Here is a 12,256-nt window from a genome sequence, read left to right on the forward strand (position 1 = left end):
TAGGCTCCGGGCACGTCCTCATGAACAACCGGCAACCCAGCCGGGGGACCCACACACCGACAGACGACAGACAGCGCGAACCCGTACAGACACGAAGACACGCAATACGGCACATTCGCCGCCAACCGGCAGCTGACAGCCGCTTCGAAAAGATTTTTTTCGAGGAAGAGCCGCGAGCGGGAACGTTTTCGGCCTGGTTGGATGTTGACCCTGGTACGACAGCTCGTCGAGCTAGAGAAGAGGCGACGTGACTACTGTTCTGACCCCCGCGAGCCCGCTGACGGCCGCTGATCGCTGCGACCGCTGCGGCGCCCAGGCATACCTTCGCGTTGTCTTGGCGAGCGGCGGAGAACTGCTCTTCTGCGCCCACCACGGCCGCAAGTTCGAGCCGGAACTCAAGAAGATCGCCGCTGAGATACAGGACGAGACGGAGCGCCTGACGACCGTTCCGGCCAGCTCCAACGAAGAAGAACGCTGATACCGCGCTTCGACGACGAGCCAGCTCCGGCCCAGGCCGGTTGATCCGGGCGGCCACTCCTGTTCCCAGGAGTGGCCGCCCGCTTCACGCAGGCTCGCTCACGGAGCGCGAGACGGCCGTCACAGGGTCGTCGCACCCCAGCCGCGTCCCGAGGGACCCCTCAGGCCGCCGCTCACGGGGGCCTCAGGCGCCGCTACCGGCAGTGGTGGCGGTGTTCCACCCCATCGTCCGTACGACGTCGGAGACCCGCGTGTAGACGCCCGGACTCCCGGGCCGTCCGCAGCCGCTGCCCCAGGACACCAGCCCGACCAGCCGCCCCTGGGCGACCAGCGGCCCTCCGCTGTCCCCCTGGCAGGCGTCCGGCCCCCCTGCGGCCTCGCCGGCACACAGCATGCTGTCGGCCTTGTAGGTGCCGTCGGCGCTGCCCGGATAGGCCCGCTCACAGAGTGCGTCGGCCAGCACGTGCACACGCGCGGCCCGCAGACTGCGCGCGTAGTCGGCGCCGCCCGTGATGTCGCCCCAACCGTAGACCGTGGCGTTCGTCCCGGGTTCGTAGGCCGGGTCGCCGGCAGCCGCCATCCCGATGACCGAGGTCTGCGGGAGCGCCTCGGCGAGGGTGAGCACGGCGAAGTCCCCGGCGTTGCTGGTCTTGTCGTAGCCCGGATTGACCCAGGTGTCGCGGACCGCGATCTCCTTGCCCTGAGCCGACGTCAGTTCCGTACGCCCGGTGATGACCTTCAGGTCCTGAACGCGGTCGGGCGGTCCCCCGAGGACGTCGGCGCCCATGCAGTGGGCCGCCGTCAGTACGGTGGTCCGGCCGACGGCCACGCCGCCGCAGAACTGCCCGGCCCGCGTACCCCCGAACCGGTCACGGCTGGACAGGGCCACCGTCCACGGGCCCTCGGACACGTCGACCGGGAAGCCGCCGACGACAACGCTGTCGGCGGCGACAGGGGCGACGGACGCCAGCGGTATCACGCCCGCCGAGGCCGCCAGGACCAGCGACCGGGTCAGCGTCCGGGACAGGGCCCGGACAATGGGACGACGCATGCGCGCTCCTCACTCTGGGATGATCACGAGAAACCCAGAGTGATCCAACCGGCCCCGCCCCGCACGCGCGGGCCACGAAAGAGGGACGCCGTCGGCCGAAGCCCGCGCTCCGCACGCGCCGGGCCGCGCTCCCCGCACGCCGGTGCGACGACCCGCTCTCCGCACAGCACGAAGGCCCGGCTCCCGTCGAGGGAGGCCGGGCCTTTCGTGTCGTACGACCGCGACCTAGTCGAGGTAGTCGCGCAGGACCTGCGAACGCGACGGGTGGCGCAGCTTCGACATGGTCTTGGACTCGATCTGGCGGATGCGCTCGCGGGTGACCCCGTACACCTTGCCGATCTCGTCGAGGGTCTTCGGCTGACCGTCGGTGAGACCGAAGCGCATCGAGACGACGCCCGCCTCGCGCTCGGACAGGGTGTCCAGGACCGAGTGCAGCTGCTCCTGAAGGAGCGTGAAGCTGACCGCGTCGGCCGGGACGACCGCTTCGGAGTCCTCGATGAGGTCACCGAACTCGCTGTCGCCGTCCTCGCCCAGGGGGGTGTGGAGGGAGATCGGCTCACGGCCGTACTTCTGGACCTCGATGACCTTCTCGGGGGTCATGTCGAGTTCCTTGGCCAGCTCCTCCGGGGTGGGCTCGCGGCCCAGGTCCTGGAGCATCTGGCGCTGCACGCGCGCGAGCTTGTTGATGACCTCGACCATGTGCACCGGGATACGGATGGTGCGGGCCTGGTCGGCCATGGCGCGGGTGATCGCCTGACGGATCCACCAGGTGGCGTACGTGGAGAACTTGTAGCCCTTGGTGTAGTCGAACTTCTCGACCGCGCGGATCAGACCGAGGTTGCCCTCCTGGATGAGGTCCAGGAAGAGCATGCCGCGGCCGGTGTAGCGCTTGGCCAGGGAGACCACCAGACGGAGGTTGGCCTCCAGGAGGTGGTTCTTGGCGCGGCGGCCGTCCTCGGCGATGATCTCCAGCTCGCGCTTGAGCTTGGGGGCGAGCTTGTCGGCGTTGGACAGCTTGTCCTCGGCGAACAGACCGGCCTCGATGCGCTTGGCGAGCTCGACCTCCTGCTCGGCGTTGAGCAGCGGGACCTTGCCGATCTGCTTGAGGTAGTCCTTGACCGGGTCGGCGGTGGCACCGGCGACGGCGACCTGCTGGGCCGGCGCGTCGTCCTCGTCGTCGTCGGAGAGGACGAAGCCCTTGTTCTCGGCCCCTTCCTCTTCCTCTTCACCGGGCTTGACGTCCTCGAGGACCTCGTCCTCGGCGACCTCGGCGTCGTCCTTGCCGGCGGTCGTCTTCTTGGCCGCCGTCTTCTTGGCGACCGTCTTCTTCGCGACCGCCTTCTTGGCGGTCGTCGTCTTCTTGGCCGCGGCCTTCTTCACGGGCGCCTCGTCCTCGACGGAGGACTCGGCGGCGGGGGCCGCCGGGGTGGCGGTGGCGGTGGCCTTCTTCGTGGTCACCGTCTTCGCCGCGACCGTCTTGGTGGCGGTGCGCTTGGCCGGACTCTTCGCTGCGACGCTCTTTCGGGTGCGCTTTGGCTCCGCGGCACTGACCATCAGCGTCACACCCTCTTCCTCGAGGATCTGGTTGAGGCTGCGCAGTACGTTCTTCCACTGAGTGGCCGGAATCTGGTCAGCTTCGAAGGCCCGACGCACGTCATCGCCGGCGATCTGCCCCTCAGCCTTTCCCCGCTCGATGAGCGCCATGACAGAGACGGACTCGGCGATCTCCGGCGGGAGCGTACGGGATGTGCTGGCCGACACGAACAACCTCTCGGAACGTTGGAAAACGGCTTCCGGCCCCGTCCACTACGGACAGGAGCCGACGACCGCCGACTGGGGATGGGCCGACGGCGCGGGCGGGGGCCGGGAAGATGCACAGCGCCTTGAACGGCGTCTGTATTCCCTCCTCGGCTGCCACCTCTTAGGTCATCGCGCTGCTTCCACAAGCGTTACGCCCAATCTGCGTGGCCCGAGTCACACCCCGTAAGCACACAAAAGCGGTCAGATACGGCTAGATATGGTCAGCCGTGGTGGCGACCAGGTCGTTCCGGCCGATCCGTGCCCGCGTCGGCAGACACATCGACAGCCAAAACGACAGTCGCATCCACAGCCTTATTCACAGCCGCGACGGACGCTTCAGGACCGGCCGCCGCCCCTTCGCCCCACCGTCACCGCGCCACCTGCCCGCCCCGTCTCCGCCGCCGGGCCCCGCCGGGCCCTCTCGGGATCCGACGGGACCCGGCGGTGACGGTTCGCGGGCCGGGCGAGGTTCCGGGAGGGCGACACGGCCCCCGATCGCGCCGCCCTCGGCTCGCGGTCAGTGCTCGCGCGGGGCCGGCACCACGCGCTCCACCTCGGGGTGCACGATGAGGAGCTGCCGCATGGCCGCCTCCGCACCCGCGCCGTCGCCGGCCGCGAGAGCGTCGGCGATCCGGGCGTGGTGCGCGAGGGACGCCTCGGTGGGCCGGTCACAACCGGTGACCGGACCGCCGGACACCTGGAGGGCGGCTGAGACGATCCCGGAGAGGTGCTCCAGCATGCGGTTGCCGGCGAGCTGGATGAGCAGCGAGTGGAACTCGGAGTCGGCGCGCGAGAACGTCAGCGCGTCGCCCTGGCTCATGGCGTGGCCCATGATCTCGACCATGTCCACGATCCTCTGCTGGACGTCCTCGCGCCCGTGCCCGGCGGCGAGACGCGCGGCGAGCGGCTCGATCGTCCAGCGCAGCTCGCTCAGCTCGCGGCGCTGGTCGTCGCGCTGCGGCCCGAAGGCACGCCACTCGATGATGTCGGGGTCGAGGAGGTTCCAGTCGCTGACGGGACGCACGCGCGTGCCCACGTTCGGCCGGGCGCTCACCAGGCCCTTGGCCTCCAGGACGCGGAGCGACTCACGGACGACGGTGCGGGAGACCTCGAAGCGCTGGCCGATCTCCTCGGGCACGAGGGGGCGGTCCGCGCCCAGGTCGCCGGAGACGATCATCTGGCCCAGCTGCTGGACGAGTTGACCGTGCAGCCCGCGGCCGCGGCTGCCCGCGCTGCGGCGGCCGACACGGCCCAGCTCCGGGTCCGCGGCGTCCCAGGAGGGGACTCCGACGCGGTCGGGACCGGGAGCCTCGGCGTAGGGGTAGCGGTCGAGTTCGCCCGGGCCGACGAGACCGGAGTCTGCGGAGCGGGCGGCGGTCATCATGGTGTGCGCAAGGGTACTCACGGATCTTTTGTCGGCTCCGTCTCCAACTCCCTTGAGGTCTTTGGTGAAAAGCACACGAAAGGGTGATCGCTCACCCCGTCGCAATTGACGCCTTATCGGAAAGAAATGGGCGTTCCCCGGGGAGTTGTGCGCAGGGCGGGACCGGAAGGGTGCGGCCGGTCGTCATCGGACCCTGCTTCGCAGGGTCGTGAGCAGATACGCGCAGAGCAGGGCAGTCAGCGACAACGCCAGTGCGCCACCGACGGGTTGGGCCATCATGCGCGCCCCGGCGGCCAGGTACCGCTCGCCCCCGAACGGCCACTGCGCCAGGAGCAGCTCCCGCAGCCGCACGGAGAACCCGGCCGCGCTCCGCACGGACGCCCCGTCCAGGACCTTCTGTACGAGGGGCACCACGAGGACGGGTACGGCGACCACCGCCGCGAGCCCGGCGGTGGTGGACCGGAAGATCCCGGCGGCCAGCACCCCGGCCCATGAGCAGCCGATCACGAGCCCGATCCAACTCGCGGTCAGCGCGAGCCAGTCCGCGGGAACCTTCGCCAGCTCCTGTCCGTAGACGAGATAGAGCACTTCGGCGTTACAGCCCACGGTGAGGAAGGCCAGCAGCAGCCCGGTGCCCGCGGCGACGAGGAGCTTGGCGACGAGCAGTCCCAGCCGGCGGGGCACGGTGCCTCGGTCCACCGCCAGGGCGGGGTGACGGAACTCGTCACCGAAGGCGATGGCGCCGAGCAGCCCGGCGCCGAGTGCCGCGGGCGGCAGCGGCAGTTCCCGCGGCCAGGCGGCCAGCAGGCGGTGCTGCGGGGTGTGCCCGATGCGGGCCATGAGCACGGCGACGAGCGCGGACGAGACGAGCACGGCGGCCCCGGTGAGAAACCCTGTGCCGACACCGCCGGCCCGGCGCAGCTCGTAGCGGAGGGGGCGCAGCGGACTCGGGGCGGAGCGGACGGAGATGGGGGGTGGCAGCGGGGGCGGGTTGCCGGAGGCGAGGGCGGCGTCGGAGGAACGCGGGTGGGCGGCCCGGGGGCGAGTGGGCGCGGATGCCGCCGGGCCGGGTCCGTCCGACGGCTCGGAGACACCGGCGGCTGTCGCCGAGCGGCCGGGGGGCACGTCCGACTCGGGGAGACGGGTCGCAGGGGTGACCTCGGTTGACGCCTCGGTTGACGCCTCGGTTGACGCGCCGGGGCCGTGCTCGGCAGAGAGTTCCGGGGGCATGGCAGCCCCTTGACGCACGGCCGCGTCCTCGGGAGCCTTCTCCTCGCCCCGGTGGGTCGAGTCGCCGCCGGAGGCCATGTCACCGACCTCGTCGGCGAGTTGGTGTACGAGGATGCCGTGCCGGAACGCGGTCTCGCCGACGTCCGCGCAGGTACTGCCGTACACGGCGAGCCGGTTGCCGGACTCCCGTACGACCTCCACGGAGCGATGTGCCGTCCGGGCCTCCTTGGTCAGCAGGGCCGCGAGACGGGTGGCGTGCGGGCTGCGGACGGCGACCCGGGGCCGCAGTCGGGTACGGGCGAAGTCCGCGGCGGCCTGGTCGGCGACGAGCCGGCCCTGTTCGAGGGTGATGATCCGGTCGGCGGTGCGGGCCGCCTCCTTGGGGTCGGTGGTGGTGAACAGGACGGTGCCGCCCTGGGTCGCGTGGGCGCGCAGCATGCCGTGCAGCCAATGGCTTTCGCGGGCGGACAGGCCCTCGGTGAGGGAGTCCAGCACGAGGGTGTGCGGGTCCGCCAGCAGGGCGCAGGCCAGGCCGAGCCGGCGGTCCATGCCGCGCGACAGGGTGCCCAGACGTTCGTCGCGCAGACTGACGAGGCCGACCACCTCAAGGACCTCGTCTGCACGGCGGGCCGGGACGCCGGCCGCCGCGCACAGCATGCGGAGTTGACCTCGGACCGTGCGCGCGGGGTGCCCCGGCACATCGCCCAGGAGAACACCGACCTCACGGGACGGATGGGCGATGCGGTGCAGTGGCCGGCCTCTGAAGTAGGTGATGCCACGGCCCTGTTGGAGTTCGAGCATGAGCCTGAGCACCGTCGTCTTGCCGGCGCCGGGGGGACCGAGGAGTGTGGTGACGCATCCCGCGCGCGCCTCGAAGGAGACGTCGTCGACGGCGGGGGGAAGCTCCTTGCGAGGGTTGCTGGTCAGTCCGAAGGCCTGGATCACCCGTAGCAAGATAGCGCGTTATGTCCGTTTTCTGGGGTGTGGCAGGGCCCATGTACGCACATCTGTCCACGGCGTTCGTGTGTCAGACCTCGGGGCGCAGCATCGGAGGGTTGAGCAGTGTGGCGCCGCCGGCTCGGAAGAGCTGGGCCGGGCGGCCACCCTGCCTGGTGGTCGTACCGCCGGTGGGGACGAGGAAGCCCGGGGTGCCCGTGACCTTGCGGTGGAAGTTACGGGGGTCGAGGGCCACGCCCCACACCGCCTCGTACACCCGGCGCAGCTCGCCGACGGTGAACTCGGTCGGGCAGAACGCGGTGGCCAGCGACGAGTACTCGATCTTGGAGCGGGCCCGCTCCACCCCGTCCGACAGGATCTGGGCGTGGTCGAAGGCGAGCGGTGCCGCCTGTTCGCCGTCGCGGCCGTAGCCGCCCTGCTGGAGCAGTTCCTCGACGGGCGCCCAGCGCGCACTGTTGGCGTCGCCGCCGGCCCGGGGTGCGGGCAGGTCGGGGGCGAGCGCGAGATGGGCGACGCTGACCACGCGCATCCGGGGGTCGCGCTTGGGGTCACCGTAGGTCGCGAGCTGCTCCAGGTGGGCGCCGTTGTCCTGTGCCGGGGCGTCCGGGTCGTGGGCGCGCAGGCCGGTCTCCTCGGCCAGTTCACGCGCCGCGGCCTGCCCCAGATCCTCGTCGGCCCGCACGAAGCCGCCCGGGAGCGCCCAGCGCCCCTGAAAGGGCGGCTCACCCCTGCGTACCGCCAGCGCGCACAGGGCATGACGACGCACGGTCAGCACGACCAGGTCCACGGTGACGGCGAAGGGCGGAAACGCTGACGGGTCGTAGGGCATGCGGCGATCATAGTCGTCTGCCTGACGATAAACACTCCCCTCTCCAGCCGCACCCATGACTGATCCACGACGGTCGGACAGGGCCGTCACCGACCGCCTCCGGACGCCTTCCCGAGGCATGTCGTACGAGGTCACGCCCCCAGTTGCAGCCCAGCGGCGGCCTCCTCGACCATGGCGACGCCGAGACGGCCGACCCGTACGGAGAAGGGCTCTCCAGCGACCCGCAGCCCCGTCAGGCCGATCTCGCCCAGCGGCACACTGCGTACCGGACGGAGCATGACCGTGTTCGCCGGGGCGTCCGGACGGATGCCGGCCAGGGTGGCTAGCAGCAGGATCCCGGAGGCGGCAGCGGTGGCCGACGGCCGGCAGGCCGCCGGGTGGGGCAGCGGGGCGCCTCCTGCTGTGCGCTGCTCCCCCGCGTACATCTCCGGCAGCCGGTGGTCGAAGGCCTCGGCCGCCGACAGGAGGCCGCGCAGCAGTGAACTCGCCTCCTTCTCGTACCCGGCGGTGGCCAGGCCCGCGACGGCCACCGCGGTCTCCTGGACCCGCACAGCGCCGCTGCGGTGGCCGAACGGGTTGTACCCCGGCTCCTTGACGCCGAGGCCTCGCAGTCCCCAGCCCGAGTCCATGGCCGGGCTGCCGAACAGCCGGGCGAGCTGTTCGGTCTGCACCTTGTCGAGCAGCCCGGAGGCCGACTCGCCCGCGCCCAGCAGACCGGTGTCGAGGAGATGGGCGGCGATCGCGCCGAAGTGCGGCACGATGCGCCCGTCCGGGGTACGGGCGGCGGCCGGTCTGCCGCCGCCCCGGTCCTCGACCCAGAAGTCGTCCCGGAACGCGGTGCGCAGCTCCTGGGCCCACTGCCGCAGCCCGGCGCCGCCGGGTCGGCCGTACGCGTCGAGGAGATCGGCGCCGAGGAGGGCGGCGCGGTGTGCGTGGGCCTGTGTCTCGCAGCGCAGGGGGCCGCCCGGCTGTGGATCGGGCAGGTAGGTGCCGTCGCCCACTGCCGTGCGCAGCCAGGTCAGACAGCGCTCGGCGGTGGGGAGCAGTTCCTCGGTCGTCTGCTCGGGGAGACCCCAGCGGCGGGCCTCGGCGAGGAGTACGGGGAAGAGCAGGGTGGCCTCCGTACCCGTGCAGCCCGGAGGCAGGTGTGCGCCCGCGTCCCGGCGCGGCCCGGGCAGCATGCCGGACCTCGGGCCCGGCCCCGGGATCTGGGTGCGGGCGAGGGTGCGCAGGGTGCCCGCCGCGAGTCCTGTGCCCAGCGGGAGCGTCATCCGGGCGGCGGCGAGAGCCTCGGCCGGGGCCATGCCGCAGCGCCACGGCGCCCCTGCCGCGAGATGTGTGTCGGAGGGGTGCGCGGAGTCGCGCAGGAGCAGGGCCTGGAGGTCCTCGATGCTGGTGCCGAGGAGCGCCTCGACGCGTGGATCGTCACCGACGGCCCGTGCCGGGGCGAGGGGGCTCGTCGCCACGTGACCCACGGCTCGGACGGGTCCCGCGCCGTCCTGCCGTATGCGCAGCTCCAGAGTCGTGGAACCGCCCGGGAGCAGGTCCAGTTCCCAGCGCAGCAGGCCCGCGGAGGCCAGTGCGTCGGCGGGCGGCGGGTCGGCCGTGACGGCCGCGCCGCCGGTGGCGCCGGCCCAGCGCAGGCCGAAGGCGTGGACGCTGGCGGGCAGTTCGGGGCCCGCGGTGCCGGAGGCGATCATGCCCAGGTCGGCCAGGTCGGTCCCGAGTGACACCTCCACCGGCAGGCGCAGCGGGCGCGGTGCCGAGCTGTGCAGGGTGATCCGCTCGGTGCCGTCCGCGTGGCGGATGCGCTCGACGACGACGTCCGGGTCCGGCCCGCCGTCCGGGGAGGCGCGCAGTGTCCCCACGAAGCGGGCGCGGTCGGCGGCGGTCATCCGGGCCTGGACCGCGAGCGGTTCACGGCCGGCCACCCGGACCTGGCACCGGGCGAGCAGGCGCCGCCCGCCGCGATAGAAGCCCTCCAGCCCTCGGCCGGTGAGCTGTCCCTGGTCCGTGGAGATCGCGAGCCCGGGGAGGGCGACGCAGATCAGGGTGGTGTGGGTCGGGGGCAGTTGGGCCGGACGGCGGGCGCCTGGCGGCGGAGCAAGCGGTGGCCGAGCAGCAGGGGACAGTGACGGCGCGCCTCTTGCCGGGGGTGCGGAGGGGAGTCCGGTGCCCTGAAGTGCGGCAGGCCGTCCGATGCCCGGGAAAGGCGGCTCCGAGCCGCGCGGGTCGCCTGCGCTCCCGGGTGCTCCGCCGCCACCTCCCCGCGAGGGCGACGCGGGTGGACTCACGGCACGGTGATCGTCGGCGGCCGAGGGCGGGGTCGGTGGATGCATGGGCGGCTTCTTCTGCGCTCTGGGCGCCGGGGGCGCGCTCGGCGCCTGGTAGGGGGCTTCGGCGGGGCAGGTGTGGGGCGGCGGCTCGGCCCGTCCAAGGGTTCCGCCACTCAGGTGAACGGACCAGGGCTTCCCCGAGTCACGCCCCCGGCGGGACAAGCCGACCGAATGGCGGTGCGGCGGGGCCGGTGTCCGACCGGTGCCGTGACAACCACACCGGCTGCGCGCCGGGGTCGGGATGGTGGGGTGTCCGTCAGCTGTCCTGGCGCCGGTCAGTTGTACGTGGGACGCGGCGGCGTTGCTCAATCGACGGTTGCGCGGTGCGGCCCGGCCGAACCGTCCGCCGCCCATCACGCGCTCGCCGGTATGCCTGTGCCCTGTCCCGTCGCCGGCGAGTCGCTCCTCGGGCCTCCCGTCGCTGCGCAGCCGTCGGCCGCCGATCCCGGCGCTGTTCAGACGCCGGTCGACTGCCCCGCCCTTGTCGATCCGTCCGACCGGCGTCCAGCCGCTGCCCCGGCGCCCGTGGCTTGCCCTACGCCTGTTCACGCATCGTCCCCCTTCGCCCTGCGACCTCGCGGTGTGGCCTCCCCCGCGCCCGGACTGCGACGACGTACGGCGGGCTTGCCCAAGGGCTGGGGACGGGTCCCGCCCGTCCCCCTGGCCCGCGGGCGCGTCTCGGCGCCGTCCGGCGGGCCTACCCGACGTCGTCGCCTGGTGGCCGACTCCAGCGCCCGTGTGGCAGCACTGACCGATGTCGAGCAGGACGGGGGACCCCCGACCTCGTCGTGCGGAGACGTGGCCTCGGTGCCGTCGAACCGGCCGTCGCTCTCAGCCCCCTGCGTGCCATCGATACCGCTCGTCCCCTCGAACCCGTCCATGGCCTCGAACCTTTCGGGGTCCTCGCCCCAGCCGATGCCCATACTCATGCCCTCGCCCTCCTCGCTGTCCTCGTCCTCGATCCACCCGGTGTCCGGCGTCGTCCGGGGCGGCCCGGCAGGCCCGCCTGCTCGGCCGCCGCGCTCGGCGCGCAGGCAGCGGCGGATCGACTCGGGGTCCAGGCCCTCGTTGCAGGCCTGGTGCAGCAGGCGGGCGAACAGGTAGCCGGGGTCGGCACCGAGTGCCATGGCCAGGGCCTCCCTCGCCTCCAGATCGTCGCCGGTCGACCAGGCGACCCAGCCGGCGAGCGTCAGCGGAGCCGCCGCGTGCTCCCGGTAGGACCCGACGCAGCGGCGGGCGAGGGCTCGCCAGAGGCGCAGGGCCGGTGCCGCCTCGTCGCCCTCCATCCACTCCGCCGCCCGGTCGCGGGTCGTACGGTCCTGAAGGCCCAGAATCAGCGCGGCGGCCTCGTCGTGGGAGAGCAGTTCGTCGTCACGGAGGTCCGACAGGAGCGTGCCGGACACGGCGGGAGCCTCGGCGAAACGGTCCCTGACCCGGCGTGCCTCTCGCAGGGTCTCCTCGGCGATGTCCGCGCGGCTCGCGTCGTCGAGGATTCGCGGGACCAGGCGGGCGTTCACAGTGTGGAGCACACGTTCCTGTTCCAGCGCCGCAGCGGTCTCCCAGGGCTGGAGCCTGGCCCGCAACTCACGTAGGGTGCCCCGCACTTGCAGGCCGGCGTAGGTCGCGGCGGCGGCCAGCACCGAGGTGCCGGGCAGGCCCATGGGCACCCCGTCGTCGGGACAGCACTCGGGCGTCACACAGCAGTAGGACCAGAAGCGGTTGTCGGCGATGCACAGCGCCTCGACCACGGGGACGTCGAGACGGCCGCACTCGGTGCGCAGCAACTGGGCGAGCGGGCGCAGCCGTTCCCGCACCTGGTGCCGAGCCTCGCCCTCCGCCGGTTCCTGGCAGAGATACACGACCATGCTCTCGGGCCGTGCGCCTCTGCGCTCGCTTCCGGTCACCAAGCCGTGCGTCAACTGCTGTGCCACGGCGGGCCAGTCGTCCGGGTTCGTGGGAATTCCGAGCCGGGCCCGGCCGCCGAACCGGCCTCGTCCGTCCCTGTCGTGCAGTGCGACCAGGACGATGCTGTCCTCGGGGTGGTAGCCGAGCAGATACGGCAGGGCGTCGGCCAGTTCTGCCGGGGTGCGCAGGGTGACCTGATGCGTTTCGCTGTGATTCGTCATGCGGTGACGATCTCGCGGATCTCCGGATTCCGTTTGAGCCTGTGGATAACCCCAATCAGGGACACG

8 protein-coding genes are annotated in these 12,256 nt (G+C 72.2%); 1 reads left to right on the plus strand and 7 read right to left on the minus strand.

Features of this window, described 5'->3' with window-relative positions; genetic code table 11:
- The first annotated feature begins 247 nt into the window (after window positions 1-247).
- The gene (locus OG787_RS10775; protein WP_055532400.1) at window positions 248-478 is read left to right on the plus strand and encodes a hypothetical protein; all 231 of its coding nucleotides are present in this window, start codon (window positions 248-250) and stop codon (window positions 476-478) included.
- A gap of 183 nt (window positions 479-661) precedes the next feature.
- Here the strand turns inward: OG787_RS10775 and OG787_RS10780 are convergent, their stop codons facing one another.
- The 7 genes from OG787_RS10780 to OG787_RS10810 form a co-directional block, all read right to left on the minus strand.
- Entirely contained in the window at window positions 662-1,528 is an 867-nt protein-coding gene (locus tag OG787_RS10780; protein WP_369029335.1) for a trypsin-like serine protease, read from the minus strand.
- A gap of 225 nt (window positions 1,529-1,753) precedes the next feature.
- A complete protein-coding gene (locus OG787_RS10785) occupies window positions 1,754-3,289 on the minus strand; it encodes an RNA polymerase sigma factor (protein ID WP_268828133.1) in 1,536 nt (511 codons plus the stop codon).
- 556 nt (window positions 3,290-3,845) lie between these two features.
- Entirely contained in the window at window positions 3,846-4,733 is an 888-nt protein-coding gene (locus OG787_RS10790; protein WP_235474389.1) for a FadR/GntR family transcriptional regulator, read from the minus strand.
- A 162-nt stretch (window positions 4,734-4,895) separates the two neighbouring features.
- The gene (locus OG787_RS10795; protein WP_405535041.1) at window positions 4,896-6,887 is read right to left on the minus strand and encodes an ATP-binding cassette domain-containing protein; all 1,992 of its coding nucleotides are present in this window, start codon (window positions 6,885-6,887) and stop codon (window positions 4,896-4,898) included.
- Between the two features lie 82 nt (window positions 6,888-6,969).
- Complete coding sequence (locus tag OG787_RS10800) at window positions 6,970-7,728, minus strand: NUDIX domain-containing protein (RefSeq protein ID WP_235474391.1); 759 nt, start codon at window positions 7,726-7,728, stop codon at window positions 6,970-6,972.
- Window positions 7,729-7,859: 131 nt separating this feature from the next.
- Window positions 7,860-10,067 (minus strand): glycogen debranching N-terminal domain-containing protein, encoded by a 2,208-nt coding sequence (locus tag OG787_RS10805; protein ID WP_405535042.1) that lies wholly within the window; start codon window positions 10,065-10,067, stop codon window positions 7,860-7,862.
- A gap of 542 nt (window positions 10,068-10,609) precedes the next feature.
- A complete protein-coding gene (locus OG787_RS10810) occupies window positions 10,610-12,190 on the minus strand; it encodes a DUF4192 domain-containing protein (RefSeq protein ID WP_405535043.1) in 1,581 nt (526 codons plus the stop codon).
- Window positions 12,191-12,256 lie beyond the last annotated feature (66 nt).

Source organism: Streptomyces sp. NBC_00075, from assembly GCF_045041225.1.
Lineage (GTDB): Bacteria > Actinomycetota > Actinomycetes > Streptomycetales > Streptomycetaceae > Streptomyces > Streptomyces adonidis.